Origin of the sequence: Mycobacterium sp. PO1, assembly GCF_017312405.1 — a bacterium.
GTDB lineage: Bacteria > Actinomycetota > Actinomycetes > Mycobacteriales > Mycobacteriaceae > Mycobacterium.
The window spans coordinates 19,107-45,868 of record NZ_BLTG01000014.1; the positions used below are offsets into that span (position 1 = coordinate 19,107).

Annotated in this window: 25 protein-coding genes and 1 pseudogene; 11 read left to right on the forward strand and 15 right to left on the reverse strand. The window is 69.7% G+C overall.

Going from position 1 to position 26,762, the window contains the following annotated elements:
- Positions 1–113: 113 nt before the first annotated feature.
- The 3 genes from J3476_RS05785 to rplM form a co-directional block, all read right to left on the reverse strand.
- Positions 114–485, reverse strand: a complete 372-nt coding sequence (locus J3476_RS05785) for a hypothetical protein (protein WP_207065554.1) — start codon at positions 483–485, stop codon at positions 114–116.
- A 296-nt stretch (positions 486–781) separates the two neighbouring features.
- Entirely contained in the window at positions 782–1,219 is a 438-nt protein-coding gene (gene rpsI, locus J3476_RS05790) for a 30S ribosomal protein S9 (RefSeq protein WP_207065632.1), read from the reverse strand.
- A 116-nt stretch (positions 1,220–1,335) separates the two neighbouring features.
- Positions 1,336–1,779, reverse strand: coding sequence for a 50S ribosomal protein L13 (rplM, locus tag J3476_RS05795; protein WP_152515811.1), 444 nt, complete (start codon positions 1,777–1,779; stop codon positions 1,336–1,338).
- Positions 1,780–2,022: 243 nt separating this feature from the next.
- Between rplM and J3476_RS05800 the strand changes: the two genes are divergently transcribed.
- Positions 2,023–3,660, forward strand: a complete 1,638-nt coding sequence (locus J3476_RS05800) for a peptide chain release factor 3 (protein ID WP_207065555.1) — start codon at positions 2,023–2,025, stop codon at positions 3,658–3,660.
- Between the two features lie 9 nt (positions 3,661–3,669).
- On the opposite strand, the gene J3476_RS05805 is transcribed toward J3476_RS05800, so the two are convergent.
- Complete coding sequence (locus tag J3476_RS05805; RefSeq protein WP_207065556.1) at positions 3,670–4,524, reverse strand: hypothetical protein; 855 nt, start codon at positions 4,522–4,524, stop codon at positions 3,670–3,672.
- Positions 4,525–4,671: 147 nt separating this feature from the next.
- Between J3476_RS05805 and J3476_RS05810 the strand changes: the two genes are divergently transcribed.
- The 4 genes and pseudogenes from J3476_RS05810 to J3476_RS27835 form a co-directional block, all read left to right on the forward strand.
- Positions 4,672–5,805: a branched-chain amino acid aminotransferase gene (locus J3476_RS05810; protein ID WP_373889031.1), complete on the forward strand. Its 1,134-nt coding sequence runs from the start codon at positions 4,672–4,674 to the stop codon at positions 5,803–5,805.
- Positions 5,802–7,238, forward strand: coding sequence for a PLP-dependent aminotransferase family protein (locus J3476_RS05815; RefSeq protein WP_207065557.1), 1,437 nt, complete (start codon positions 5,802–5,804; stop codon positions 7,236–7,238). Before J3476_RS05810 ends, J3476_RS05815 begins: the two co-directional genes overlap by 4 nt.
- Before the next feature lie 26 nt (positions 7,239–7,264).
- On the forward strand, positions 7,265–7,717 hold the full coding sequence (locus J3476_RS05820) for a PaaI family thioesterase (protein WP_207065558.1): 453 nt from the start codon (positions 7,265–7,267) through the stop codon (positions 7,715–7,717).
- Between the two features lie 54 nt (positions 7,718–7,771).
- Positions 7,772–8,335, forward strand: a pseudogene (locus J3476_RS27835) (LysE family translocator); the annotation flags it as partial.
- A 21-nt stretch (positions 8,336–8,356) separates the two neighbouring features.
- Here the strand turns inward: J3476_RS27835 and J3476_RS05825 are convergent.
- Positions 8,357–9,511, reverse strand: a complete 1,155-nt coding sequence (locus J3476_RS05825; RefSeq protein ID WP_207065559.1) for a GAF domain-containing protein — start codon at positions 9,509–9,511, stop codon at positions 8,357–8,359.
- A gap of 205 nt (positions 9,512–9,716) precedes the next feature.
- Here J3476_RS05825 and J3476_RS05830 point away from each other — a divergent pair, with 205 nt between their 5' ends.
- Positions 9,717–11,231, forward strand: coding sequence for a precorrin-2 C(20)-methyltransferase (locus tag J3476_RS05830; protein ID WP_207065560.1), 1,515 nt, complete (start codon positions 9,717–9,719; stop codon positions 11,229–11,231).
- Here J3476_RS05830 and J3476_RS05835 read toward each other — a convergent pair.
- The 5 genes from J3476_RS05835 to J3476_RS05855 are packed head-to-tail and all read right to left on the reverse strand — an operon-like array spanning position 11,197 to position 16,168.
- Complete coding sequence (locus J3476_RS05835; RefSeq protein WP_207065561.1) at positions 11,197–11,577, reverse strand: glycerol dehydratase reactivase beta/small subunit family protein; 381 nt, start codon at positions 11,575–11,577, stop codon at positions 11,197–11,199. The two genes, J3476_RS05830 and J3476_RS05835, sit on opposite strands and share 35 nt — an antisense overlap.
- Positions 11,570–13,402, reverse strand: a complete 1,833-nt coding sequence (locus tag J3476_RS05840) for a diol dehydratase reactivase subunit alpha (RefSeq protein ID WP_207065562.1) — start codon at positions 13,400–13,402, stop codon at positions 11,570–11,572. Before J3476_RS05840 ends, J3476_RS05835 begins: the two co-directional genes overlap by 8 nt.
- 2 nt (positions 13,403–13,404) lie before the next feature.
- Entirely contained in the window at positions 13,405–14,010 is a 606-nt protein-coding gene (locus J3476_RS05845) for a propanediol/glycerol family dehydratase medium subunit (RefSeq protein ID WP_207065563.1), read from the reverse strand.
- Positions 14,007–15,728 (reverse strand): propanediol/glycerol family dehydratase large subunit, encoded by a 1,722-nt coding sequence (locus J3476_RS05850; RefSeq protein WP_207065564.1) that lies wholly within the window; start codon positions 15,726–15,728, stop codon positions 14,007–14,009. Before J3476_RS05850 ends, J3476_RS05845 begins: the two co-directional genes overlap by 4 nt.
- An 11-nt stretch (positions 15,729–15,739) precedes the next feature.
- Positions 15,740–16,168, reverse strand: coding sequence for a diol dehydratase small subunit (locus J3476_RS05855; RefSeq protein WP_207065565.1), 429 nt, complete (start codon positions 16,166–16,168; stop codon positions 15,740–15,742).
- A gap of 132 nt (positions 16,169–16,300) precedes the next feature.
- On the opposite strand from J3476_RS05855, the gene J3476_RS05860 reads away from it, so the two are divergent.
- The 3 genes from J3476_RS05860 (at position 16,301) to cobA (ending at position 19,012) form a co-directional block, all read left to right on the forward strand.
- Entirely contained in the window at positions 16,301–17,023 is a 723-nt protein-coding gene (locus tag J3476_RS05860; RefSeq protein ID WP_207065566.1) for a (2Fe-2S)-binding protein, read from the forward strand.
- Between the two features lie 191 nt (positions 17,024–17,214).
- Positions 17,215–17,865 carry a response regulator transcription factor gene (locus J3476_RS05865; RefSeq protein ID WP_207065567.1) on the forward strand — a complete coding sequence of 217 codons (651 nt, stop codon included), beginning with the start codon at positions 17,215–17,217 and terminating at the stop codon, positions 17,863–17,865.
- A gap of 28 nt (positions 17,866–17,893) precedes the next feature.
- Positions 17,894–19,012, forward strand: coding sequence for a uroporphyrinogen-III C-methyltransferase (gene cobA, locus J3476_RS05870; protein ID WP_207065568.1), 1,119 nt, complete (start codon positions 17,894–17,896; stop codon positions 19,010–19,012).
- Positions 19,013–19,041: 29 nt separating this feature from the next.
- Here cobA and J3476_RS05875 read toward each other — a convergent pair whose 3' ends face one another.
- Positions 19,042–19,752, reverse strand: coding sequence for an MIP/aquaporin family protein (locus J3476_RS05875; RefSeq protein ID WP_207065569.1), 711 nt, complete (start codon positions 19,750–19,752; stop codon positions 19,042–19,044).
- Positions 19,753–19,983: 231 nt separating this feature from the next.
- Between J3476_RS05875 and J3476_RS05880 the strand changes: the two genes are divergently transcribed.
- Positions 19,984–20,388, forward strand: coding sequence for a heme-binding protein (locus tag J3476_RS05880; protein ID WP_207065570.1), 405 nt, complete (start codon positions 19,984–19,986; stop codon positions 20,386–20,388).
- Positions 20,389–20,421: 33 nt separating this feature from the next.
- Here the strand turns inward: J3476_RS05880 and glpK are convergent, their stop codons facing one another.
- On the reverse strand, positions 20,422–21,939 hold the full coding sequence (glpK, locus tag J3476_RS05885; protein ID WP_207065571.1) for a glycerol kinase GlpK: 1,518 nt from the start codon (positions 21,937–21,939) through the stop codon (positions 20,422–20,424).
- Positions 21,940–22,147: 208 nt separating this feature from the next.
- Positions 22,148–23,671: an aldehyde dehydrogenase gene (gene adh / locus J3476_RS05890; RefSeq protein WP_207065572.1), complete on the reverse strand. Its 1,524-nt coding sequence runs from the start codon at positions 23,669–23,671 to the stop codon at positions 22,148–22,150.
- Between the two features lie 166 nt (positions 23,672–23,837).
- Here adh and J3476_RS05895 point away from each other — a divergent pair, with 166 nt between their 5' ends.
- Positions 23,838–24,383 carry a TetR/AcrR family transcriptional regulator gene (locus tag J3476_RS05895; protein WP_286182657.1) on the forward strand — a complete coding sequence of 182 codons (546 nt, stop codon included), beginning with the start codon at positions 23,838–23,840 and terminating at the stop codon, positions 24,381–24,383.
- Here J3476_RS05895 and J3476_RS05900 read toward each other — a convergent pair.
- Together J3476_RS05900 and J3476_RS05905 are read right to left on the reverse strand one after the other, a co-directional pair.
- Entirely contained in the window at positions 24,346–25,272 is a 927-nt protein-coding gene (locus tag J3476_RS05900; RefSeq protein WP_207065574.1) for an alpha/beta hydrolase, read from the reverse strand. The genes J3476_RS05895 and J3476_RS05900 overlap by 38 nt on opposite strands.
- Positions 25,273–25,360: 88 nt before the next feature.
- A complete protein-coding gene (locus J3476_RS05905; protein ID WP_207065575.1) occupies positions 25,361–26,677 on the reverse strand; it encodes a helix-turn-helix domain-containing protein in 1,317 nt (438 codons plus the stop codon).
- Between the last annotated feature and the right edge of the window lie 85 nt (positions 26,678–26,762).

Below are 26,762 nucleotides of genomic sequence, written 5' to 3' on the forward strand. Positions count from 1 at the left end.
CCGGTCCGTGCCGTCGCCGGATCGATACAACCGCGTGATTCTCCCACGCCGAGCCCCGAACAGAGCTCACCGCCCACACCCGGTGCGGGTGTGGGCGGTGAGTCGGCTGCTACTTACCCAGCCTCTTGACCAGCGTCGTCCGCAGCGCCGGCCTCAGGCTGCTCCATTTCTGCGCTCACGTTCTGGGTGAGCATCAGATCGCCACCCGGCAGGCCCGCACACACGGTCTGGTCGGTGCCGTCGGCATCGACCTGCTCGGCGAGCGCGTTGACGTCCTCGGGGGCGCTGGCACAGAGGGCCCCCGCCGTGGCGGCGGCCGCGTCGGTGGGCACGCCCTGCAGGATCGTCGTGTCGCCGACGGCGATGTTCACAAGACCGTCCGGGGTCGTCTCGACGGGCTGCGCATTCGCTACGCCGAGTCCCGCGGTGAACAGCACCGACCCTCCGAGGACGGCACCCGCTGCGGCGTTCTTCACGAAGCTCATCAATTCACTCCTTCTCAGTCGCGGAGCCGCGGACTGTCGTTGCCGCGCTCCGCAATCGAGGCTGTCCGAACCCGGCCGGGGAATTCAAGCTGCGCTCGGCCAGATGGCGTCGGTCCGGTCCCGCAAACGACCCGTCGGTGAGGGTGACTAGGTAGCTGAACCGGCATCAACACAGTTCACACCGCAATAGCGCGTTACCAGAACTGCCGCTGCGAGTTCGCTGTGCAAACCCGTACAGACGACTGACGCCCGGCCGCTCGCGATGCGAACGAACCGGGCGCCATGCCGTGCTGAGATCAGCGCTTGCTGTACTGAGGCGCCTTGCGCGCCTTCTTGAGGCCGTACTTCTTGCGCTCGATGGCGCGCGGATCACGGGTCAGGAACCCGGCCCGCTTGAGCGCCGGACGGTCCTCGGGCTGGACCAGGATCAGCGCACGGGCGATCGCCAACCGCAGCGCGCCGGCCTGCCCGGAGGGGCCGCCACCGTCGAGGTGGGCGTAGATGTCGAACTGCTCGAGGCGGTCGACGGTCACCAGCGGAGCCTTGATGAGCTGCTGGTGCACCTTGTTGGGGAAGTAGTTCTCCAACGTGCGCCCGTCGAGGTGGAACTGTCCGGTGCCGGGCACCAGGCGCACCCGCACCACGGCCTCCTTGCGGCGGCCGACAGTCTGGATCGGACGGTCGAACAGCAACGGATCGGCCGCGACGTGGGCATCTTGGTCGTCGGCGAACACCGCGTCCTCGACAGCCACGGGGGTCTCGGCGCCCTCAGGGACCTCGACGGCCTCGACGGCCTCTGCGGTCTCGATCGGCTCGGGCACCGCGGCGGTTTCGGTGAAGTCGGATTCAGTCACTGGGACACCTGCTTGACGTCGTACGGAATCGGCTGCTGAGCGGTGTGCGGATGCTCCGATCCGGTGTACACGCGCAGCTTCTTCTGGATCTGGCGGCCGAGCTTGGTCTTCGGCAGCATGCCGACGATCGCCTTCTCGACGAGGCGGTCGGGATGCCGTTCCAGCATCTCGGCGACCGAGCGGCGGCGCAGACCACCGGGATAACCCGAGTGGCGGTAGTGGAACGTCCGCTGCGGCTTGTTACCGCTGACGGAGATCTTGTCGGCGTTGATGACGATGACGAAGTCACCGCCGTCGACGTTGGGCGTGAACGTCGGCTTGTGCTTGCCGCGCAGCAGATTGGCAGCTGCTACGGCGAGCCGGCCGAGCCTCACGTCGGTGGCGTCGATGACGTACCACGAACGCGTGGTGTCACCCGCCTTCGGCGTGTACGTAGGCACAGCGCGTACCTCTTCCTCTTACTCGGGTGGATCCCGGGGTGATCCCAGGTGCCGGTCCGGCGTGCACGTCAGCACGACCTCGGCGACCGGCGGGGACCCGAGGCGACCTGTGGCCGCAAGGCCAGCACACGCCAACGTGGCAGCCTACCCGGGGGTGTCTGCGCAGGTCAAAACGCGCTCCCGGGCGCGGCCCGCGGCTCGATTACGGATCGACGCCGAATCGGCCATACCATTTCCTCTGACATGACCGACTCTGCCCTCGACGCCGCCTCGCCGACCACCACCGGCGGCGGTGACCGCGCCACCGCTCGCATCGCCGCCGAAGCGCAGCGCCGCCGCACCTTCGCCGTGATCAGCCATCCCGACGCCGGTAAATCGACGCTCACCGAGGCCCTGGCCCTGCATGCGCGGGTGATCACCGAGGCCGGCGCCATCCACGGCAAGGCGGGTCGCCGCTCGACCGTGTCGGACTGGATGGAGATGGAGAAGGCCCGAGGCATCTCGATCACCTCGACGGCGCTGCAGTTCCCGTACCGGGACTGTGTCATCAACCTGCTGGACACGCCCGGCCACGCCGACTTCTCCGAGGACACCTACCGGGTGCTGACCGCGGTGGACTGCGCGGTGATGCTCATCGACGCCGCCAAGGGGCTCGAACCACAGACGTTGAAGCTGTTCCAGGTCTGCAAGCACCGGGGCATCCCGATCATCACCGTCATCAACAAATGGGACCGGCCGGGCCGACACGCCCTGGAGTTGATGGACGAGATCCACGAGCGCATCGGGCTGCGGACCACCCCGCTGACGTGGCCGGTGGGCATCGCCGGGGACTTCCGCGGCGTGCTGGACCGCCGGTCCGGGATGTTCATCCGCTTCACCCGCACCGCGGGCGGCGCCACCGCGGCACCGGAGGAACACATCGCCGCCTCCGACGCCCACGCCGCCGCGGGAGTGGACTGGGATACCGCTGTCGAGGAGTCCGAGCTGCTCTCCGCAGACGGGTCCGACTTCGACGAGGACCAGTTCCGCAGCGGCGCAGCCTCACCGGTGCTGTTCACCTCCGCGGCACTGAACTTCGGGGTCAACCAGCTCCTCGATGTCCTCGTCGAGCTCGCCCCGGCGCCCGCCGGCGCGGTGGACGTCGACGGCAATCGGCGCGCCGTCGCGTCGCCGTTCAGTGCGTTCGTGTTCAAGGTCCAGGCGGGAATGGACTCCGCGCACCGAGACCGGATCGCCTACGCGCGCGTGTGTTCGGGCACCTTCGAACGCGGTGAGGTCCTCACCCATGCGGCCACCGGCAAACCGTTCGTGACGAAGTACGCGCAGTCGGTGTTCGGCCAGCAGCGCTCGACGCTCGACACCGCGTGGCCCGGCGACGTGATCGGCCTGGCCAATGCCGCCGCGCTGCGTCCGGGCGACACGTTGTATCGGGATGTGCCCGTGGAGTTTCCACCGATCCCGAGCTTCTCCCCCGAGCATTTCGCAGTCGCCCGCGGCACCGACCCGAGCAAGCACAAGCAGTTCCGCCGGGGCATCGAACAACTCGAGCAGGAGGGCGTGGTGCAGGTGCTGCGATCCGACCTGCGCGGCGACCAGGCTCCCGTGCTCGCGGCCGTCGGCCCGATGCAGTTCGAGGTGGCCACCCACCGGATGGCCACCGAACTCAGCGCCCCGATCGCGCTGGAACCGTTGCCCTACCAGGTGGCCCGCATCGTCGACCCCGAGGACGCCGAGTTCATGAACAAGCAGGTGTCGGCGGAGGTGCTGACCCGCTCCGACGGGGTGATGCTGGTGCTGTTCTCCACTCCGTGGCGGCTCCAGGGTTTCCAGCGCGACAACCCGGACATCACGTTGCATTCCCTGGTAGCCGCCCAGAGCTGAGGCGTTCGGTCAGGCGGGCCGGGGAACCCCCATCGGATTTGGCACGGGCACCACGCCGCGATCGACGAGGACAGTGGCGAGCCGGCCGAGGGTGCGCATGGTCCATTCGGCGTCGTCGAGCGCGCGCCACGGGCCGGTCGCCAGGTCATCGGTGAGCCGCTCCACGTTCTCGCGTAACGCCACGCCTGCGCCGGTGAGCGCGCTGTCGGCGCTGAGCACCCCGCGCTCCCGCAGCTCCTCGATCGCTTCCGCCCACTGCTCGTCTGTCCAACCCCGGTTACGTTGCAGCACATCGCGATCCAGCGCTCCGGTGGCGACATGGGTGATCGATGCCTGCAGACCGGTCAAGCCACACGCGGTCGCGGCGACCACATGCCCGTCGCCGCGGTGCTCCCGCAGCGCCGTCACCGCCAACCACAGGCGCGCACACCACGACGCCGGACGCGCCACCGACTGCCACGCGCCGGCCAGCGCTCGGCCGTCGACCGCCAGCGAGTCGACCACCCGTTCCACGTTGGCGGTGACCCGGCGGAGGTCGTCGGTGGACCCGGCCGCCGCGTGAACCCCCACCACCGCGTCGGCGGCCGCGAAGCGCGCCTCACGCACACCGGCGGGGGTGATCCGGTTCCAGATCTTGGGGACGGCACGGGCCACCATCGCCGGTGCAAACCCGTAGAACAGCGCGGTCACCACCTGCGCAGGCGGAGCGCCGAGCGGAAAGGCGCGACCGGCGAAGTAGCCGTTCCAGCCGCCGGTGAGCCCCGCCTCGACCATGGCCGCGGCGAATGCCGGGTCGAAGTAGCAGACGGCGTGCACGGGTTCGTAGACCCGCCAGAACCGGCGTTCGGGTCGTTCGATGGCCATGCGCGGCATTCTGCACGCCCGCCCGACCTCCGGGCAGCGCCAATCCCGCAGCGGTGGACCAGTCCACTTTCGCCGAATTGGCCGCTGACAGCGGCGATTGGATCACGTTGACTGGGCAGTCCGACCGATCCTGAGGAGGAGACGAGCGTGACCCAGCAGACGCTGCACGCGCCCGACACCGTTGCCCACGGTGGTTTCCGCGTGACTCTCAATCCGGCCGCCCGCTCCGAGCGAGACCGGGCGGCGGTGCTGGCCGCCCCGGGCTTCGGCGCGCACTTCACCGATCACATGGTGCTCGTCGACTTCAGCGAGCGAAACGGCTGGCACGACCGGCGCGTGGTGCCCTACGGGCCGTTGCCGATGGATCCGGCCGCGACGGCGCTGCAGTACGGGCAGGAGATCTTCGAGGGTTTGAAGTTGTACCGCCACCGCGACGGTCACCTGCGCCTGTTCCGGCCCGACATGAATGCCCGGCGGTTCGCCGCCTCGGCGGCACGGTTGGCCTTGCCGGCCGTGCCCACCGGGTTGTTCGTCGAATCGATCCGCCAGCTGGCCCTCGTCGACGCCGCGTGGGTGCCCGACCGGCCCGGAGACAGCCTGTACGTGCGGCCGTTCGTCATCGGCACGGAGGCTCTCCTCGGTGTGCGACCGGCCCGGCACGCGACGTACGGGGTGATCGCCAGCCCCGCCGGCTCGTACTTCGACGACGCCGAGTCCGGGATTTCATTGTGGTTGTCGCCGAGTCATTCCCGCGCCGGCGCGGGCGGCACGGGCGCAGCCAAGTGTGGCGGTAACTACGCCGCCGCGCTGGTGGCCCAGACCGAGGCCAAGGCACACGGTTGCCAGCAGGTGCTGTTCACCGACGCCGCCACGCGTACCTGGGTCGAGGAAGCCGGCAGCATGAACATCTTCTTCGTCTTCGCCGACGGAACCTTGGTCACGCCGCCGTTGAACGGGGCCATCCTGGCCGGGGTGACCCGCGACAGCGTGATCGAACTGGCTCGCGATCGCGGCCATCGGGTCGAGGAGCGGCCGATCAGCATCGCGGAGTGGAAAGCGACGGCCGCCACGGGTGAGCTCACCGAGGTGTTCGCCGCGGGCACTGCCGCGGTGATCACACCGATCGCCGAACTCGTCACCGAAGACACGGTGATCGCCACCCGCGCAAGCGGAAGCGCCTCCATGGCAAGGGAACTCAGGGCGCAGCTCACCGGCATCCAGCACGGCACGATCCCGGACCGGAGAGGCTGGCTGCTCGATCTGGGACCTGCCCGGCGATGACGCGGTCTCTCGCCCGGGCACACATCGGAGCCAGGCAACTGGTCGCGCTGTTGGGTGAGTGGGAGGTCGGCGATGCGGTGTACAGCGCGCTGGCCGCGCGCATCGCCCTCCTGCTCGACGACGGCCGCATCGCCACCTACACCCGGTTACCCGCCGAGCGGGAACTGGCCGACGCCCTCGGACGCAGCCGCACCACCGTGGTCGCCGCCTACCGCGCCCTGCGGGACAGCGGACATCTCATCAGCGTGCGGGGTTCCGGCAGCGTCGCCGTGCTGCCCACCTCCCCCACCGCGACGTCGGGAACCGAGGTCGACTTCGCGCGCGCCGTTCCCCCGCCGGTCCCCGGACTGAGCGACGTCTTACGCCGCGCCGGTGAAGCCGCGACGACCATCCTGGCGCACCCGGGTTTCGATCTCGTGGGGGAACGGCACCTCCGGGAACAGATCGCGGAGCGCTACTGCGCGCTGGGTGCCCCGACAACCGCCGAACAGATCATGATCACCGTCGGCGCCCAGCACGCCATCGCGTTGGTGTGCCGAACAGTGCTGCGGCACCGGGACAACGTCGTCGTCGAAGCACCGACCTACCCCCATGCCTACGAGGCCGTTCTCACCGCCGGCGGCCGCCTGGCGAGCACGCCGGTGTCGAATCTCGGTTGGGACGGCGAGCATCTCGCCAGCGTCGTCACGCGCGTGCGACCGCAGCTCGCGTACCTGATTCCGGACTTTCACAACCCGACCGGTGCAACGATGCCCGAAGCGGTCCGCGAGCGGGTCCTCGATGCGGCACGCCGGAGCGGGACGCTGCTGCTCGTCGACGAGACCACCGCCGACCTCGACATCGACAGGCCGAGCGCGCCACCATCGTTCGCCTGTCTGGCCGGCCGGCACTCGGCCGGCACCGTGGTCAGCGTCGGGTCGTTGAGCAAGACCATCTGGGGTGGGCTGCGCATCGGCTGGGTCCGCGCCGACCCTGTTCTGCTCAGCCGGATGGTCGGCGCCCGTCCCGCCGGTGACCTCGGCACATCGGTACTCGACCAGACGGTCGCCGCCGACGTGCTCGCAAACTACGACGACTTCCTGACCCACCGGCGCGCGCTGCTGCGCGATCGACGCGACCTGCTCACCGAACTGTTGCGCACCCAGCTGCCCGACTGGGACATCCCCGTCGTCCGCGGCGGGCTCTCGCTGTGGGTGGGGCTGGGAGCCCCGATCAGTTCGGCGCTGGCACAGGCCGCGCAACGTCGCGGGGTCCGGATCACCGCGGGCTCCAAGTTCGGCACCGACGGAGCGCACGAACGATTCATCAGAGTGCCGTTCACCGGCGACCCCGACCGCATCCGGCGCGGCGTCGGCATCCTGCGCGACACGTGGGAGTCGCTGCTCCCGCTCGCCGGTGCGGCCGCGCACCACCGGCTCCCACCGACCCTGTAGCACCTCGACCAGCGAAAGGACCGCCCATGGCGAAGTCCGGCGACCTCGACGCCGACATCACCCGGCACATCACCGACAGCTTCTCCCGCCAGGGGCTCATGACACACCTCGGCGCGACCATCGCCGAGCTGCGTCGCGGCTTCTGCGCCCTGCACCTGCCCTATCGCGCCGAATTGACCCAGCAACACGGCTATTTCCACGCCGGTGCCACCAGTGCCCTGGTCGACACCGCCGGCGGTTACGCCGGGATGTCCACCTATTCGCCGCGGGACTCGGTGCTGACCGTCGATTTCACCGTCAACCTGCTGGCCCCGGCGATCGGCGACGTCCTGGTCGCCGAAGCGACCGTGCTCAAGAGCGGTCGGACCCTGACCGTGTGCCGACTCGAGGCCTTCGCCGTCAACGCCGGAAGCCGCACCCACGTGGCGACCGGGCGACAGACCGTGATCCGGCTGGTCGACACCGCCGACACGGAGTGACGGGTGGATCGCGCCGTTGCGGCGTTCGCCGGGATCGCCGTCGTCGTCGTGCTCATGCCCGGGGCCGACACCGTGCTCGTGCTCAACGCCAGCCTGCGCGACGGCACCCGCGCCGGCATCGTCACCGCGACAGGGGTGGTGTGCGGGCCGGTGCTGTGGGGCGCGTTGGCGGGGCTGGGCGTCGCGATGATCCTGGGCCGGAACCCGCTGGCCTCCGGACTGATTGCCGCGGCAGGCGGGATCTATCTGTGTCACCTCGCGATCCGCAGCTTCGCGGCCGCCCGCGCTTCGTGGCGTGAGGCGGTCGACATCGACCTTGCGCCGCCGCACCCACCGCACCGCAGGGCGGCGGTCACCCACTTCCTGACGGGCCTGACCACCAACGTCCTCAACCCGAAGATCGGCGTCTTCTACCTCTCGGTCATGCCGGCGTTGTTCTTCGGCCGGCCCGTCACCGTCTGGCTGGGCGCGCTGCTGGGACTGATCCACGCCGCCGTCGGGATGGTCTTCCTCACCGGCGTTTCTGTGATGTCCGGATTGGCCCGGCGACGCCTGAGCCGCCCACACAACCGTGCAGTCCTCGAATCGATCTGTGGGCTCTGCCTTCTCGGCTTCGGCGTCTACGCGCTGGGCCAGGCCTCAGCTGCCGTGGCCGGTGCGGTGCCAGCGCGCGAGCAGAGCGTCGTCATTGGCCTCGATGACCGCCAACCGCAGCGCGGCACACACCTCGACGCGCAGCCGGGCGATTCCCGGCGAACCTGAATTCGGCAGCAGCGGGCCGGAGCACAGGTCCAGCGCCCGCGAGATGTCCCCGGTCGCCAGCGCGTCGAGCACACCGTCGAGGTCGCTGGTCACCGGTTCGAGCAGCCGGTAGGGCTTCGAGCCCAGGAATCGGGCCCCGATCGCGCGGCGCAGCCGCGACATCTCGGCGCGCACCGAGACCGCGTCGAGGTCGTTGTCGTCGAGCAACACCGCCAGATGGTCGGCACTGAGCCCCTCGGGGTGCTGCATCAACAACACCAGGATGTCGGCGTGGCGCGGGGCCAGGTTGACCGACTGCCCGGCACCTGCGCCGCGACAGACCGTCCACGTGGGGCGGCGGGCCGTCAACACGGTCAACCGCGCGCTGCAGGAGCCGGGCCCCGCCTCGGCGGCGGTCTGCGTCAGCCGCTGCAACGCGACGTACTTGCCGACGGCGAGCGCGGTGGCCCGCAGCAACGCCAGGGTCTGGGGTGCGGCCGCGTCCGCGTGGCCGGTCAGGTCGATCACGCCCAACAGCTCTCCGGTGGTCGGGTCACGCACAGGAGCGGCCGTGCAACTCCACGGCTGGGCCACGCGGGAGAAATGCTCCCACCGCCTGATCTGCACCTCGCGGTCCACCACCAACGCCGTCCCGGGAGCATTCGTGCCTGCGCTGCGTTCACTCCAGTCCGCGCCGGGAAGGAAGTTCATCGCCTCGCCCTTGCGGCACGCCCGGCGGTTGCCCTCCACCCACAGCAGCGTCCCGGAGGCGTCGGCCACGCCGACCATGTGCCCGGCCTCGGCGGCGTCGTCGACCAGCAGACGGCGGATCAGCGGCATCGCCGTGGTCAACGGGTGCGCGCGGCGCAGACGCTCGAGTTCGTTGTCGTCTGCCGACTGAGGGCCCTGACGATCGGGATCGACCCCTCTGCTGATGCTTCGGCGCCAGCTGTCGGCGACGATCTCGCGAAGCGCCATGTCACCGAGCTCGGTCGGGTCGACCTGGCCGGCCACGACGAGTTCGTGCAGCTCCTGCACCTGCCTGTGGGCCATCCGGTTATGCGGCACGCTGCCAGCCGACGGCGGGGAGCAGCCGCCTCCTTCCCGTGATCTGTCCTAATGACCTGTCTAATGAAACGTTAGCCGAACTTCCTGTGAACCAGATCTCTCTTGCCCGGTCCGGAGGCGGGCCTAGACGTTCGTCGGGAAGGCGGGACTCAGCCTGTCCGGCGCGGGCAGGCCGGGTTAACGTCAACGCATGGGCAGTGATGAGCGGGCGCCGGGGAAACTCTGGGCGGTGGGCCTCGGCCCCGGCGACAGCGAGCTGGTCACGTTCAAGGCGGCACGCGCAATCGAGCGGGCCGACGTGGTCGCGTTCCACTGCGCCCGGCACGGCCGCAGCATCGCGCTGTCGGTGGCTCAGCCGTACCTGCGCGACGGGCAGATCCACGAGCGGCTCGTCTACCCGGTCACCACCGAGACCACCGACCATCCCGGCGGCTACCGGGGTGCGCTGGCGGAGTTCTACACCGCGGCCAGCGACGTGCTGGCGGCCCATCTGAGCGCCGGCCGTGACGTCGCGCTGCTGGCCGAGGGAGACCCGCTGTTCTACAGCTCCTACATGCACATGCACAAGCGGCTCGCCGGACGGTTCGACACCGAGATCATTCCCGGTGTGACCTCGGTGTCCGCGTCGGCGATGGCGGTGGGGACTCCGCTGGTCGAGGGCGAGGAGACGCTGACCGTGTTGCCCGGCACGCTGCCGACCGCCGAACTGGTGCGCCGCCTGCGGGACTGTGACGCCGCGGCGATCATGAAGCTGGGGCGCAACTTCGCGAAGGTCCGCGAGGCCCTCGACGCGGCCGGTGTCGCCGATCGCGCATGGTACGTCGAGCGCGCGTCCACCGGTGCCCAGAAGGTCGCACCGGTCGACGAGGTCGACCCGGCGTCGGTGCCGTACTTCTCGATGGTGGTGGTGCCCGGGCCGCTGAACAACCCGTCGGTCGGCGATCCGGCCCAGGCCGGCGAGGTCGTCGTCGTCGGACTCGGCCCCGGCGCCGACCGGTGGACCACCCCCGAGGTGCGGACCGAGCTGTCGCGGGCCACCGATCTGGTGGGCTACAAGACCTACCTGGGGCGGATCTGTCCGCGTCCCGGCCAACGCATGCACCCCAGCGACAACCAGGTCGAATCCGAGCGCGCCTGCATGGCCCTGGATCTCGCCCGCCGCGGCGCGCGGGTCGCGGTGGTCAGCTCCGGTGATCCCGGCGTCTTCGCGATGGCCGCAGCGGTGGCCGAGGTGGCCGCCGAACCGCAGTTCCACGACGTGGCGGTGCGGGTGGTGCCGGGGGTGACGGCGGCCAACGCCGTCGCTGCGGCGGTGGGCGCGCCGCTGGGCCACGACTACATGACGATCTCGCTGTCCGACCGGCTCAAGAGCTGGGAGGTCATCGAACGCCGCCTGCACAGCGCCCTCGACGCCGACCTGGTGATCGCCGTCTACAACCCCGGGTCGCGCAGCCGCGGCTGGCAGGTGGCAGCCTTGAAGGAGCTGCTGCAGCAACGGTTGCCGGCAGACCGGCCCGTCATCCTCGGTCATGACGTGGGCGGTGAGCAGCAGCGCCTGACCTCGACCACGGTCGCCGGGCTGGATCCCGCCGCCGTCGACATGCGCACCCTGCTCATCATCGGGTCGTCGACGACCCGCGTCGTCGCTCGCGCCGCCGGGGACCTGGTGTTCACGTCGCGGCGCTACGAGCAGCCGGCGGACTGAGCCGCAGGGGCACCCCCACGACGATGCGTGCCGCGTTGTGCCCGGCCCGTCGCGCGGCGCCGGCGGACGCGGCGCCGTCACACGCGAGCTCGGGCATCGGCGCCGTGAGCATCTCGTGGCTGATGCGCACCCGGCCGCGCCGGTCGATGCCCACCCCGACATCGAGCGACGACGCCCGCGCCGCGGTGTGCGCGAGTTCGTCGGCGTCGGTGTCGGTGGCGGGTCGGCTGAGCTCGAACGGCACCCCCTCCTCCTCGATCCCCGCGAGGACCTCGCGCTCGACAGGTCCGGCGGCGACACTGAGCACGTGGACTGCCGGCCGTTCGGGTTGACCACCGTCACGCATAGGCCGCCACCAGGCCGGTGGCCACCGCGTTGCGGGGCCCCTCACTGCCACGAACATTGCCGGTGCCGCAGACGATGCCGTAGGGCGCCAACGCGTCGGCTATCAGCTCGGGGATCTCGAAGTCCAGTGCACAACCGCCCAGCAGCACGACGAACCCGATCCGGCGCAGATCGCCGCCGGGGGCGACCGAACGCAACGCGCGCAGCGCGTTGACCACGAACACCCGCTCCTTGGCGGTACGGCGCACCTGCCGGATGCGGTCGAGGGAATGCCGCGTCGGGATCGGCGACATACCTTCGGGCGACAGCGTCACCACCCGGGCGAATGCGGTGGCGGGGAGAGCCTTCTCGAAGAACTGCGCGGTGCCGTTCTCCATCCTGACGTGAAAAAAGCTCTCCGCCTTGGCCGCCGGGTACTTCTTGACGCCCTCGGCGAGTTCCAGGTTGTCCAGGCCGAGTTCGGCGTCGATGAGTTTGGTCACCAGATCGCCCGCCCCGGCCAGGTGCACCGCCTGCACATCGCCGCGCGTCCCGAGAACCGCGGCATCGGTCGAGCCGCCGCCCATGTCGAGCACCACCAGCGGCGTATCGGTGCCGGGCGTGGTCAGCGCGCCCCGGACCGCCATCTCGGCCTCCACCCCCCCGACCCGCACGGTGATGTCCCGGCCCGCGGCCTCGCTGAGCTGCTCGGCGATGACGGCCGCGACAGCCTGCATACCGCTTTCCCGGGTCCGCACCATCGCCGCGAGCGCGACCGCGTTCTCGAGCGCTACCTCGCCGGCCACCCCGCCGCGCACCTCCTGCGGGACCAGCGTGTCGATCGCGAGGAGATCCCTGATCTTGACGTCGCGCAGCTCGTGCTGGGAGAGGTCCGCCATGCTCTGGCGGACGGTGGAGATCATCCCGCCGGTGTTCGTGCCCGACTCCCCGGCGACATCGGCCAGCGGAGAGACCCGTTCGACCTCGGCCATGATCTCTGCCGCACCACGGGAGACGTCGACACACACCGTGCGGTTGACCCCGATGAGCTCGAGTGACCCGGCCGGGATGGGACGGTCCTCGACGTCTCCGGACGGGGTGCGCACCACGACCGCCGACCGGTTACCCGTCAACGCCCGCGCGACCGGGGACACCGTCCTGGTCTGTTCGGCGTCCAAGCCGAAGATCGTGGCCAGACCGTAGGCGTTGGACAGCGTGCGGATCGACTGCCCGGGCGCGGCCACCTCGACGGCGGCCAGCATGCCGACCGGCACCGCGTCGATCCGCGACACCTCGTCGACGATCGGCATCGGCACCGTCAGCCGGTTGGCGACGAGCACGGCGTCGTCGTTGCCGAGTATCGCCGCGACGACGTCGATTCCGCGTGCCATCGCGGCATTGAGGGTGGCCGCGGTGACATCGAAGTCCACGCCACCGGCGACCAGCACGATCACCGGTTCGCCCGGTGCCTGATCGGACAGGGTCTCGGCGGCGACGATGGTGCCGACGCCCAGGCCCCGGCCTCCCGGCGTCCGCGGATCGTGGCCGATCATCGTGGACTCGGTGATGATCGTTTCGGTGATGGTCTCCATCGCCAGCCCGCTGATGACCGGTGTCGCCTCGTTCAGCAACACCACGTCGACGGCACCGAGCCCGACCCCGGCGTGCTCGGCGGCGCGGGTGACGACCTTGACGACACCGTCGACGTTCTTGACGGTGCCCTTGATCCCGGTGGTGCGGGTCAGTGCGCCGCCGAGATAGTCGACCGTGCCGTCGGGGCCGATGCGGGCGAGACTGGCTTCCGTGGTGGAATTGCCGATGTCGACCCCGACGACCGTCCGGTGCACCGTCAGGACAGCGCCGCCGGGGCCGCCGAGGAGAACTCGGCCTGCACCTCGACCGGTTTGGCGCCCTTGCTGATCTGCTCGGTCTCCTTCAGGTGCAGCAGCGCCGCCTTGGCCTGCCACCGCGGACGGGCCATCTGGTCGTTGAGCGTCGGAACCGGCTGCGGCGACTCACCTTTGGCGTACTGGGCGGCGTTGGAGCCGATGTTGCGGTAGGTCTCGAGCGTGAGCAGCGGACACTGCGGGAACAGTTCCAGACTCGACAACCGCGGCAGGTCACGCTGATGGATCATCGACGTGCCGCGAGACAGGATCCCGATACCGATGCCCGAACCGGACAACTTGGCCGCCGTGTGCGCCACCACCGCCAGATCGGAGCTGTGCCGGACCCGGATCACCCGGGCCGCGACCTCCTGCTCCTCGATTCCCGCCAGGATCTGACGGATGACCTCGGCGTGCGGGATGTTGACGATGGTCTGGGTGAAGAAGTCCGCGAAGGCCGGCGAGACGGCGAGAACCACCTCGTCGGAACGGGCTCCGCGCTGCGCGGGCCCGATCTCGCTGAAGCTCATCGTCCGCTGTACGTCGCTGGTGGTGCTCGCCACGGTCACTCGACCTCCATCTCGGGGTTCGACGCGCTGGTCACGTGTCGCAGTTTCTTCATCTCTTCCCACCGCGCCCCCGACGGGCGGTAGCCGGTACTCGGCCCCTGGTAGTCGTTGGCGTCGTTGACCGCCGACAACGGCTCCAGCGCGGGGGTCATGATCGCCGAGGTCTGCAACAGGTCACCGGACACCCGCTGACGCAGCACGGCCAGCAGGTTGGCGGCGACATCGGAGAACCCGGTCGACTCGAGCGCCTTCACCAGGTCCAGGCCGGTGATGCCGCGGTCCATGACCTGCTGGGCACCCTTGAGATCTTCCAGCACATCGCGGGGCAACAGGTCGGCCGAGCCGTTGGCGTACACCGCCGCGTCGATCTCCGCGTCGGAGATCACCGGCAGATCCAGGTAGTCGAACACCGCCTGCAGCGCTTTGGCGGCCCGGGTGCGCACGGCGAGGATGTCGTCCTCCTTGACGTGGCGCAAACCCCCGTCGATCTGCAGATCGCGCTGAATGGTGTTGAAGTCGTCGAAGTCGTCGCTGTCGACATTGGAGCCGGCGAACATGTTGTCGTAGTTGGGTGTTGCCGAGTATCCGGAGCAGACGAAGTCGGTGCCGGGCATCATCTGCGGCATCAACCGGGCGGTTCGGCGCATCGGCGAATGCGAGAACGACTGGTCGTTACCCGAGGCGCATTCCAGGTCGACCGCCGAGGCGATCATGTTCTCGGCAGCCACCGCGCGGATTCCGGCCGGCACCGCACCCGGCACGCCGATGCACGAGATCGAGCCGTTCTGCAGCCCCTGCACACCGGCACCCTTGGTGACCAGGATGCAGCGGATCTCCAGGTACAGCATCGACTTGCCCTGGGCGTTGCCCATCTGCACCTCCGAGCCGGTGCCCGAGGTGAATCTCATCTTGATGCCCCGGGAGGCGTAGGCCGCGGCCAGGAACGCCTTCGACCACGGGGTGTCGTCTCCGTCGACGAACACCGGTTCGGTGCCATACACCGAGATCGTCTCGGCATAGGCGGTGATGCCGCGCATGCCGAGTTCGAGTTCGGTGGCCTCTTCGAGGGCGCACTGGGTCAGCGCCACCCCCTCGCCGACCTGGCTGCCGATCTGTAACGCCATGGCCACCAGCGGGGCGTAGCGCACCACGCCCAAAGTCGTTTCCACCTCGGAGAATCCACGGATCGAGGCTTCGGCCGCCTCACACACCACCTGCACCGGGTTGTCCCGGGCGCTGGTGCAGTGCGCCTGGTTCGCCGGGGTACGACGGGCGCGCATCTTCTGCATCCCCATCATGATCTCGACGATGTTCATCGTCTTGGCGACCTCGAGCAGCTTCGCCGGGGTCAAACCCTTGGTGACCGCGATGACGTCGCTGCGGGAGGTGTTCGGGTCGACCAGCATCCGGGCGATCTCGACGGCCGGCAACGCCATAGAGTCCTCGGTGGTCTCGATGTCGATCGCATGGTCGGCGATGAACTGGTCGATGAAGTCGAAGTCGGCCCGCGCGACGCCGTCCATCTCGACGATCACCCCGTCCTGCACCCGCACGCTGGGCGCGGGGTCGAAGGGGCTGTCCATTGCGACCATGCCGACCTCGGGCCATTCCTCGACGAAGCCGTCGAGGTTGACCGGCCGGTTCTCCAGCACCTCGGTGCGCAGCGAGTGACGCACCCCGTCGAGCGGGGAACCCTGAGGGGCAACTGAGGCAGTCATGTCCGTCTCTCCTATTCGCTCGTGGCCAGAATGTCGCGGCGCTCGTAGACCTCCGCGGCTTCGCGCACCAACGCGGCGAGCAGTTCCGCGTGGTAGGTCGAGGACAGTTCGTCGGCGATCGCCTCCAGCTCGGCCCTGCTCGACGCGTTCGGGCGCAGCGCGTTGTAGATCTGCAGGACCCGCTCGTCGGACAGCGCGGTCATCTCCGCGGCGCGACGCAGGTTCGCGCCCAGCGCGGGGCGGCCGGACTTCTCCGAGATCTGAGCCTGCAACCGCAACGTCTCCGGGCTGATCCGCAGATCGGCGGCGTCCACGTCGCCGGCCATCACCGCGGGCATCGTGATCGCATCCAGCGGCTTGCCGGTGGGCGTGACCAGCAGGTCCCTGCGGTTCACGCTCAACGGGTAGTCCACCGCGGGGTCGAGGTCGGGTTCCGTCATGCACTTCTCCAGCGGTACGGGGCGGCACCGGCCGCCCAGGTGTGTCGTGACTTGGGAAAGTCCGCGAACCAGTGTGGCTCGGGTCACGTTGCACCGACGTTGCAGTTTCGCCGGTACTAGCGTGTGCGCCCGATGGACGACCACACCGATCCGGCCGTGCCGGAACGCGTTGCCCGCCTCGGCGGATACTTCGCGCTGGACACGGCGACGGGCTCCGGCTGGCGGCCCCTGGCCGAACTGCTCGACACCGCGGCCCTCGCCGATCGGGTGGGTGCCACCCGGGCGGCGATCGCCGGCTTCTCGGGGTGCGCACCCACCGATGTCCCGGTGCGGGTGGCCGCCTCCTCGCTGCAGATGGCGATCGCGGCCCGACTGATGTCACCGGCGCTCGGATCGTTCGCCGCGCTGCGCGCCGTCCCCATGTTGACCGCGCGCTCGCTGCGCTGGCGCACCGCGGGGCATTCGGTGCAGTTCGGCGCCACCGGGCTCGAGTGGCGCGACACCGGGGACGCGCTCACCGCCGCCCGCGCCATCGACACCGCGCTGCTCGGCGACGCCCTGGCGCCGCTGATCGACCGCCTGCATGCCGACGTCGCGCTGTCTCCGCAGGTCATGTGGGGCAACGTCGTCTCGTCGGCCAACGGAGCGGCGACCGTGCTGGGCATGACAGACCGGTCGCTGGTGAGCGCGGGCCGCCAGCTCGTCACCGCGCTGGCCGACACGCAGAGGCTGCGCGGGACCGTCGACACTGCCCAAGGCGCGTTCCGCAGGCGCAGCTGCTGCCTGTTCTATCAGGCACCGCACGGGGGCCTGTGCGGGGACTGCGTGCTGCACGGCGCCGACGCGCCACGCTGAGCGCCGCCCTCGGACCCGGGTCTCATTGCAACGTCGATGCAACGCAGGCCTCATTAGCATTCGGCCCGCCGACCGACCGGACGGAGTCACCGATGAGTTTGTCCCCCAGCGACTACGCAGTGCGCACCGCGCCCCCGCCGCGCGCCGACCTAGCCAGAAGCACGCAAATTCCCAGCGCACGAAGGGGTTTGGTGTCACCGCGCCGAATGCGGGCCGCGGTGGTGACCGACGACGAACTGCTCCGGCACGGCCTGGTGCACATGATGTCGCGCACCGACAGCGTCCTGCTCGTCGGCAACATGCGCCCCGGGGCCGAACTGGTGGGCCGACTGCAGAGCCTGCGACCGGACCTGCTGGTGTTCGGCACCGACCGCGACGTCACACTCCCCACGCTGCTGGCCGATCTGCATCCGCGGCCGAAGGTGGTCGTCGTCATCGACACCGACGACCCCCAGACCGACCCGCTGGATCTGATCCGGGCGGGCGCCGACGGACTGATCGACCGGCGGTCGACCTCCCACGAGTTGCTCGCCACCCTGATGCGGGTGGCCGCCGGGCACAACGCGCTGGACGCGTCGTGCGCGAACGCCGTGATCACCCGGCTGCGCGCGCCGGTCGCCGCACCGGACGAGGCATGCACACCGGTGTTGACGCGTCGGGAGCACGAGGTACTGCACCTGCTCACCGACGGCCTGGACAACCGCACCATCGCACGCAACCTGTTCATCAGCGAGGCGACGGTGAAGTTCCACCTGCACAACATCATGGGCAAGTTCGGTGTGCACCGCAGGGCCGCGCTGGTGTCGACGGCGTTGCGCGGCAGGGTGATCGGGGGACGGTGATGACTTCGGCCGCCGTCGGGACGAACCGATGACCGCGGGTGTCACCGTCGAGTTACCGGTGCACGGACGTCGCGTCCTGCTCGCCGGAGCCTCGGCACGCGCCATCTCGACCGCAGCGGCGCTGGTCGATGCCGGGGCCGTGCTGACCATCGTCTGCCCCTCCCCCGCCCCGTACTTCGACGATCTCGCCGAACGCGGTCTGCTCACGTTGCACCGGCGCGAGCCGACGGCCGCCGACATCGGCTCCGCGACAATCGTGTTCGCGCAGACCGGCAGCCGGGACGGCGACCACGACATCGCGCGACGGGCAGAACAACTCAACCGGCTCTGCATCTGCGCCGAACCGCCGGCCGCCCCCACCACCCGCCGTGCGGGCCCCGGCCGGGTCGTCATCGTCGGCGGCGGACCCGGCGACCCGGGCCTGCTGACGGTCGCCGGGCGCGACGCGCTGGCCGGCGCGGACGTGATCGTCACCGACCGGCTGGCACCGGTCGCGGCGCTGGCCACCCTCGCACCGAACGCCGAGATCGTCGACGTCTCCAAGATCCCCGGCGGGCGGCGCACCGAGCAGAGCACCATCAACGCGCTGCTCGTCGAGCATGCCGCGGCGGGCCGCACCGTCGTCCGGTTCAAGGGCGGGGACGGATTCGTCTTCGGCCGGGGCGGCGAGGAGCTCGACCACTGTCTGCGCGCCGGGATCCTGGTCGATGTGATCCCGGGCGTCAGCGCCTCGATCGCCGCGCCCGCCGCTGCGCTGATCCCGGTGACCCATCGTGGCCTCACCCAGGGATTCACGGTGGTGTCCGGGCACGTGCCGCCGGGGCACCCCGACTCCACCGTCGACTACGCCGCGCTGGCGCAGGCGAACACCACCATCGTGTTGATGATGGCCGTCGCCAATCTCGAAGCCATCAGCCGCGCGCTCACCGAGGCCGGACTCGATCCTGACACCCCGGCCGCGGTGATCGCCGACGGATGCCTGTCCAGCCAGCGGCAGGTGCGCGCCACGCTGGCCACGATCGCGCAGGCCGCCCGGTTCGCCCGGATCGGCCCGCCCGCGACGACGGTGATCGGCGCGGTGGCCGGATTCATCCCCGGGCGGGTGACCGCCGAGTCGGTTCAGCCGGTCGCCATCCTGCAAGCCTGACAGGCACTTTCGTCGCCGCCGCCGGCGGCTCAGGTGAGCACGCCGGCCAGCAGTGCTGCCAGCGCCGCCCCGATGAAGGGGCCGACGATGGGCACCCAGGAGTAGGACCACAGCGGGTCACCCTTGCCCTTGATCGGTAGCAGCGCGTACGCGATGCGGGGACCGAGGTCGCGGGCGGGGTTGATGGCGTAGCCGGTGGGACCACCGAGGCCGAACCCGATGGCCATGATGACGAAGGTGACCCCGGCGTAACCCAGCGTGTCGTTCACGGCCGGGGTAGTGAAGATCCACAGCAGCAATACGAAAGTCGCGATCACCTCGGTGACCAGGTTCCACCCGGTGCTGCGGATCGCGGGGGCCGTGCAGAAGATCGCCCGGGTGCCGGAGTTGTCGTCGTTGTGGTCGTACTGCAGCTTGAACGCCGCCCAGCACAGAACCGCGCCGAGGATGCCGCCCAGCAGCTGACCGCCCATGTAGAACGGCACACTGCCCCAGGGGACACCGCCGTTGATGGCCACCGCCAACGTCACCGCGGGGTTGATGTGCGCGCCTGACGGCTCGGCGATGCTGGCACCGGTGAAGACGCCGAAGCCCCAACCCAATACGATGACGAGCCAGTCGCCACCGCCGCCGTGCGAGAACGAGTTCTTCAGCACGACCGCCGCGACGGAACCGTTGCCGATCACCACGAGTACGCCGGTGCCCAGGAGCTCCCAGATGAAGATGTCGGTGTACGACACTGCCAGCCTTTCCGAAGTGGGTGTCCTGCCAGTGTCGGCGCCGGCGGCGCGGAAAGCCTCGCTACAGAGCAGGTCCCAACCGGCAACTGGCCGTAGCACTGGGCTTTCGGTTAGGTTGGCGGGCCCGGCGACGCCGAAGCCGCACGAACACGGTGTGTCTCGGCGCTCCAGGCCATAGCATCGGAGCCGAATCAAAACAGTTGCCGTACCGCTCTTTCGAAAGGTTCACCAATGACCTCGTTGCCGTTGACGAAAGCCCAGGCCGTCCTGGAGGCCGCCATCGCCAAAGCCGACGAGATCGGTCAGCCGATGAACATCGCCGTCGTCGACGACGGCGGGCACCTGGTCACGTTCGCCCGCATGGACGGTGCGATCAAGGCCAGCATCGACATCTCCACGCGCAAGGCCACCACATCGGTGTTGATGAACGCGCCCACCGCCGCCCTGATGGGCCTGGTGCAGCCGGGTGCCGAACTGTACGGACTCGAACAGCTCTCCGGTGGACTGGTGGTGTTCGGGGGCGGCATCCCGCTCCAACTCGACGGCGTCACGGTCGGCGCCATCGGTGTCAGCGCCGGCAGCGCTGCTCAGGACGTCACCGTGGCCGAGGCCGGCGTCGCAGCCCTGGCGGGCTGACGCCGGCCCGGCGCCGCGCGGTCCGTCGACCGATCAGTCGACGTCCACCCAGTCCAGCGTCCGCTGAACGGCCTTCTGCCACCCCGCGTACCCGGACTCGCGCTGCTCCTCGCTCCAGTCGGGTGACCAGCGCTGCCCCTCCTGCCAGTTGGCGCGCAATTCCTCCTCGTCCTTCCAGAACCCGACGGCCAGCCCGGCGGCGTACGCCGCGCCCAGCGCGGTGGTCTCGGCGACGACAGGCTTGACCACGTCGACGCCGAGCACGTCGGCCTGGATCTGCATGCACAGTTCGTTGGCGGTGATGCCGCCGTCGACCTTCAGTACCTCCAGATGCACACCGCTGTCGGCTTCCATCGCGTCGACGACGTCGCGCGACTGGTAACAGATCGACTCCAGCGTCGCCCGGGCCAGATGGGCGTTGGTGTTGAAGCGGCTGAGCCCGACGATCGCGCCGCGGGCGTCCGAACGCCAGTAGGGGGCGAACAGCCCGGAGAACGCGGGCACGAAATACACCCCGCCGTTGTCCTCGACCTGGCGCGCCAGCGATTCACTCTGTGCCGCACCGCTGATGATGCCGAGCTGGTCGCGCAGCCACTGCACCGCCGAGCCGGTCACCGCGATGGACCCTTCCAGGGCGTAGACCGGTTTGGCGTCGCCGAAGCGGTAGCACACGGTGGTCAGCAGCCCATGCTCGGAGCGCACGATCTTCTCACCGGTGTTGAGCAGCAGGAAGTTGCCGGTGCCGTAGGTGTTCTTGGCCTCACCGGAACTCAGGCACACCTGACCCACCATGGCGGCCTGCTGGTCACCCAGGATTCCGGTCAGCGGGATCTCGGTGTCCAGCGGACCGGCCGGATGCGTCACACCGTAGGCGTCCGGGGACGACGACGACGCGATCGCGGGCAGCATCTGGCGCGGAATCCCGAAGAACGACAACAGTTCATCGTCCCAGTCCAGCGTCTCCAGGTTCATCAGCATGGTGCGGCTGGCATTGGTCACGTCGGTGATGTGCACCCCGCCGCGGGTACCACCGGTGAGGTTCCACAGCACCCAGGTGTCACAGGTGCCGAAGATGGCGTCACCGCGTTCGGCGGCCTCACGCACCCCGTCGACGTTCTCCAGGATCCACTGGATCTTGCCGCCGGAGAAGTACGTGGCCGGCGGCAGACCGGCCTTCTGGCGGATGACGTCACCGCGGCCGTCACGATCCAGCGCCGAGGCGATCCGGTCGGTGCGGGTGTCCTGCCACACGATGGCGTTGTAGTAGGGCCGGCCGGTCTTGCGGTTCCACACCAGCGCGGTCTCGCGCTGGTTGGTGATGCCGAGAGCCACCACGTCCTGTGCCGACAGATCGGACTTGTTCAGCGCCGTCTGCAGGACCGAGCCGGTGCGCTCCCAGATCTCGACGGGATTGTGCTCCACCCACCCCGCCCGAGGCAGGATCTGCTCGTGCTCGAGTTGGTGTCGGGCCACCTCACGTCCGGCGTGGTCGAACACCATCGCCCTGGTGCTGGTCGTTCCTTGGTCGATAGCAGCTACGAAGTCGCCCAATTCCCGCTCCTTGAATCCTCGACCGGCGCCCCGCCGGTGACACCGTCCAACCTATCGGCCGTGCTGCGGACTCAGGCCGTATTGCCGCAAACTATCCGAACGGTGGGGCCGAAAAGCGTTGCCGTGCTTGAGCATGTCGGGCGACTACCGGTGAAAACACAAACTCGCACGGATCGAGGGAAATCCGTGCGAGTTTGCGTCCAGGAGATCAGAAGAACCCGAGGGCCTGATCGCTGTAGCTGACCAGCAGGTTCTTGGTCTGCTGGTAGTGGTCGAGCATCATCTTGTGGTTCTCGCGGCCGATGCCGGACTGCTTGTAGCCACCGAACGCGGCGTGCGCCGGGTACTGGTGATAGCAGTTCGTCCACACCCGGCCGGCCTTGATGTCCCGGCCGGCCCGGTAGGCGGTGTTGCCGTCGCGGCTCCACACCCCGGCGCCCAGGCCGTAGAGCGTGTCGTTGGCGATGCTGATCGCGTCGTCATAGTCGGTGAAGGACGTGACCGCGACCACCGGTCCGAAGATCTCCTCCTGGAACACCCGCATCTTGTTGTTGCCGGTGAAGATCGTCGGCGCGACGTAGTAGCCGCCGTTGAGTTCACCCCCGAGCTGGGCCCGCTCGCCGCCGGTGACCACCTGCGCGCCTTCGCTCTTGCCGATCTCGATGTAGGACAAGATCTTCTCGAGCTGGTCGTTGGACGCCTGCGCGCCGATCATCGTCTCGGTGTCCAGCGGGTCGCCCTGGCGCACCGCCTTGGTGCGGATCGCCGCCAGCGCCAGGAACTCGTCGTAGATGTCGGCCTGGATCAACGAGCGCGACGGGCAGGTGCACACCTCACCCTGGTTCAGGGCGAACATCGTGAAGCCCTCGAGCGCCTTGTCCTGATAGTTGTCGGCCGCGGCCATCACGTCGTTGAAGAAGATGTTCGGGCTCTTGCCGCCGAGCTCCAGCGTCACCGGGATCAGGTTCTGCGACGCGTACTGCATGATCAGCCGGCCGGTGGTGGTCTCACCGGTGAACGCGATCTTGGCGATCCGGTTGCTCGAGGCCAGCGGCTTACCCGCCTCGACGCCGAACCCGTTGACGATGTTGACGACACCGGCGGGCAGCAGATCACCGATCAGCTCGAACAGGTACAGGATCGAGGCGGGCGTCTGCTCGGCGGGCTTGAGTACCACCGCGTTGCCCGCGGCCAGCGCCGGCGCCAGCTTCCACGTCGCCATCAGGATCGGGAAGTTCCACGGGATGATCTGTCCGACCACACCGAGCGGCTCGTGGAAGTGGTAGGCGACGGTGTCGTCGTCGATCTCCGACAGCGAGCCCTCCTGCGCGCGGATCGCGCCGGCGAAATACCGGAAGTGGTCGACGGCCAACGGGATGTCGGCGTTCAGCGTCTCGCGGATCGGCTTGCCGTTGTCCCAGGACTCGGCCAGCGCGATCGACTCGAGGTTCTCCTCCATGCGGTCGGCGATCTTGTTCAGGATCAGCGCGCGCTCGGCGGCGGCGGTCTTACCCCAGGCCGGCGCCGCGGCGTGGGCGGCGTCGAGGGCCTTCTCGACGTCGGTTTCGTCCGATCGCGGGATCTCGCAGAACGGCTGTCCGGTGACCGGTGTCGGGTTCTCGAAGTAGCGACCGGCGTTCGGCGGTACCCACTGACCGCCGATGAAGTTGTCGTAGCGGGCCTTGAACGACATCAACGAGCCGTCCGTCCCGGGTCGGGCGTACACAGTCATGGTGAGTCTCCTGCTCGTGTGTGGTGCGTCACTCAACCTACGCGCGGAACCGTTGCAGCACGGTTGCATCGTGGAGCGGAAAGCGAGGACAATTCCGGGCATCGCCCCACCGAGCAACACACCTCGCCGCCGTGCCCGCCAGAAGCGCTCCCGCGACACGGTCGACATGCTGGTGGAAGCCGCCGCTGCGGTGTTCTCCCGGGAGGGTGCGGGCGCGACGACCAACCGCATCGCCGAGCGCGCCGGGTTCTCGATCGGCACTCTCTACCAGTACTTCCCCGACAAGCTGGCGTTGTTGCGCGCGGTGGCCGAGAAGCACCTGAACGACGCCGATCGCCGGCTGACCGAGGTGTTCGCGCAACTGCGCGCCGACGCTCCCCCGTTCGACACGACCCTGCGCACACTCCTCGACGCCGTCGTCGCCGAGCACGCCGACCGGCCGCGGCTGCACGCGCTGGTGCACCGGCTGGCACCGCGCGGGCTCGACGAGCTGGCCACCGTGCAGGCGCTCGAGGACCGGATCTGCGACGAGGTGGCGTTTCATCTGAAGCGCTGCGACCGCGGTGGCGACGACCCGCAGCGGGCCGCGCGCACGGTGGTGCACACCGTCGACGCGCACCTGCACCGGGTGATGACCCGGCACGGCTTCGACATCGACGCCCTGATGGCGACCGTCAACCAGCTTGTGCCGCCACCTGGCCGCGGAGTGTGAGCATCGCCTCGCGCAGCTGGCCCAGCCCGGGCTCCTCGATCGGGTAGTGCCCGCAGTTCTCCAGCCGCACCAGACTGGTGGGCGCCGAAATGCGCTGCAGGAAACGGATGCTCAGCTCCGGCGGAGTCCAGGTGTCGGCGGTGGGCGCGACCAGGGTGACGGGCGCGGCGGTGAAATCTTCAGCAGCGGTGTGCCGGAAGTTCATCCAACTGGACACGAAGCCCAGCGGCACGCTGGCCCCGCCGCCGCGGGGATCGGCCGCACACTGGCGGGAGAGCGCGGGGTCGTTGCTCATCTGGGTCATGTCGGCCAGCCAACGGATCGGGACCCGAACACGGCCCAGGGCCGGGTCGAGCGCACGCAGCACAGCGGGCGCGGACCGGCCCAGGAACGGGTAGCGGGTGGCCGCGGCCCGCGCGGCAGGGTCGGCCACGTCGAGCAGGCAGGTCGCCACCACGGCGGCCACCTGACCCGTCCGCGCGGCCACCTCGTAGGCGAGCATGCCGCCCATGCTGGCGCCGAACAGGATCAGCGGGCGCGGGTCGGCGGCGCGCTCGGCGGTCACCAGATCGGTCAACAGCGCCACCCAGTCCGGATAGCGCACCCGCGCGGGCTGCGCCACGACGGTGTCCCCGTACAACGGCAGGTCCGGGGCGAGCACGTCGGCCCCGTCGACATCGCTGCCCGCGGCGACCGCCGCGACGGGCCACAGTGCCCCGCCGTACCCACCGCCGCCGTGGATGAGCATCATGCGCACGTCGGCTCCGGGCGCCGGCGCTCTGGAGATGTGCACCCGGGTGCCGCGCCACTGCCACCAGGTGCTGGTCGGTGGCGCGAGATTGTTCACGTAGCGGGCGGGCAGGAACTGTGCGTAGCTCCGGTAGTCCATGGACTCATGGTCGGAAGCGCGGGCGCCGCTGACAACTCGCCTTGGCATGGCCGCTGAGCTGGGGATCGTTTCTGTTGCTCAGGTTTGGTCAGCCGAGCTCGAAGTCCAGGCCGGCCAGATGGCCGCCGGCCTGGGCACGGGCCACCGCGGTGAGGCCGGCGCTGTCTCGCAGCGCCTGCCAGCCGTCGCGGTCGTCGCGTCCCTCCGGAAGCTCGAGCCAGCGACGCAGCGGGCTGCTGCGCCCCTGGGCGTGTTCGGCGAGCACCGCTTCCCGCAGCGTGGTCGACAGCTGGGTGCGCAGCCGGCCGATGGCCGGCGACACCGAATGGGTGAGCAGCGGGCCGGGGTAGCGCGTCAGCGCGGTCTCGACGTCACCGGCGTCGAGGGCGGCGAACACCTCGCCGATGTCGCTGGTGATGGGGGCGAGCAGCCGGTAGGGCCGTGACCCGAGGTTCTCGGCACCGACGACCTTGCGCAGCCGCGACATCTCGGCGCGCACGGTGACGACGTCGAGGCTCTTGTCGTCGAGCAGCACCGCCAGGTGATCGGCCGACAGACCCTCGGGGTGCCGGCTGAGCAGAACCAGGATGTCGGCGTGCCGGCCGGTCAGGCTGGCCGCCCGCAGATGGCCGTAGCTGTCGGTGGTGACCCAGCGGGGGCGGTCGCCGCCCAGGACGACCAGATGCGGTTTGCGGGCAGCCGGTTCGGCCGAGATCCCGGAGATACCCGACACCCGCAGCAGCGCCAGATGGTTCTCGACGGCGACCGCGGTGGCGCGCACCAGCGCCAGGGTCTGGGTGGTGGCCACCTGGTTGCCGCCGGTCAGGTCGATGGCGCCCAGCAGCGCGCCGGTGCTCGGGTCGTGCACCGGCGCCGCGGTGCAACTCCACGGCTGCACGACGCGGGAGAAGTGTTCGGAACCGCGGATCTGCATCTCGCGATCCAGGGTGAGGGCGGTACCGGGCGCGTTGGTACCTGCGCCGCGCTCGCTCCAGTCGGCGCCGGGCACGAAGTTCATCGCCTCGGCCTTGCGGCATGCGGCCGGGTCCCCTTCGACCCACAGCAGAGTGCCGTCGGCGGCGCTGACCGCCACGACGACGCCGGAGTCGGCGGCGTCGGCGACCAGCAGCCGCCGGATGACGGGCAGTGCGGGCGCCAGCGGGTGCGTCTCGCGCAGTCGTTCGACCGCGGCGACGGCCGCGGCCGCGCGGGCGCCGTCCAGGTCTGGATCGACCCCGCCGGCCAGGCTGCGCTGCCAGCTCTGTGCGACGACGGGCCGCACCGAATTCGTGTTCAGGAAGTTGGCGTCGACCTCGCCGGCGACGAACAATTCGTGGACCGTACGCAGCGCAGAAGACGACGGGCGGGTCGTCGCCCGTCCGCGCGATGCTTTCGGAGTTGTCACCCGCCGTTCACGCTCCTCGCGGTGGACCTGGCAGCAGCAACGGGCACTGTGCCGGTCATCACACCTGGCGCCAGGGTAGCGCACG

Bases quoted from the DNA above. Each gene is read 5' to 3' on its own strand.
- J3476_RS05895 (WP_286182657.1), top strand. From the start codon at position 23,838: ATGCTGGTGGAAGCCGCCGCTGCGGTGTTCTCCCGGGAGGGTGCGGGC.
- J3476_RS05835 (WP_207065561.1), bottom strand. From the start codon at position 11,577: ATGCGTGACGGTGGTCAACCCGAACGGCCGGCAGTCCACGTGCTCAGT.
- J3476_RS05805 (WP_207065556.1), bottom strand. From the start codon at position 4,524: ATGGCCATCGAACGACCCGAACGCCGGTTCTGGCGGGTCTACGAACCC.
- J3476_RS05855 (WP_207065565.1), bottom strand. From the start codon at position 16,168: ATGACGGAACCCGACCTCGACCCCGCGGTGGACTACCCGTTGAGCGTG.
- J3476_RS05800 (WP_207065555.1), top strand. From the start codon at position 2,023: ATGACCGACTCTGCCCTCGACGCCGCCTCGCCGACCACCACCGGCGGC.
- J3476_RS05900 (WP_207065574.1), bottom strand. From the start codon at position 25,272: ATGGACTACCGGAGCTACGCACAGTTCCTGCCCGCCCGCTACGTGAAC.
- J3476_RS05830 (WP_207065560.1), top strand. From the start codon at position 9,717: ATGGGCAGTGATGAGCGGGCGCCGGGGAAACTCTGGGCGGTGGGCCTC.
- J3476_RS05815 (WP_207065557.1), top strand. From the start codon at position 5,802: ATGACGCGGTCTCTCGCCCGGGCACACATCGGAGCCAGGCAACTGGTC.
- J3476_RS05880 (WP_207065570.1), top strand. From the start codon at position 19,984: ATGACCTCGTTGCCGTTGACGAAAGCCCAGGCCGTCCTGGAGGCCGCC.
- J3476_RS05785 (WP_207065554.1), bottom strand. From the start codon at position 485: ATGAGCTTCGTGAAGAACGCCGCAGCGGGTGCCGTCCTCGGAGGGTCG.
- J3476_RS05860 (WP_207065566.1), top strand. From the start codon at position 16,301: ATGGACGACCACACCGATCCGGCCGTGCCGGAACGCGTTGCCCGCCTC.
- J3476_RS05820 (WP_207065558.1), top strand. From the start codon at position 7,265: ATGGCGAAGTCCGGCGACCTCGACGCCGACATCACCCGGCACATCACC.
- adh (WP_207065572.1), bottom strand. From the start codon at position 23,671: ATGACTGTGTACGCCCGACCCGGGACGGACGGCTCGTTGATGTCGTTC.
- J3476_RS05825 (WP_207065559.1), bottom strand. From the start codon at position 9,511: ATGGCCCACAGGCAGGTGCAGGAGCTGCACGAACTCGTCGTGGCCGGC.
- cobA (WP_207065568.1), top strand. From the start codon at position 17,894: ATGACCGCGGGTGTCACCGTCGAGTTACCGGTGCACGGACGTCGCGTC.
- J3476_RS05850 (WP_207065564.1), bottom strand. From the start codon at position 15,728: ATGACTGCCTCAGTTGCCCCTCAGGGTTCCCCGCTCGACGGGGTGCGT.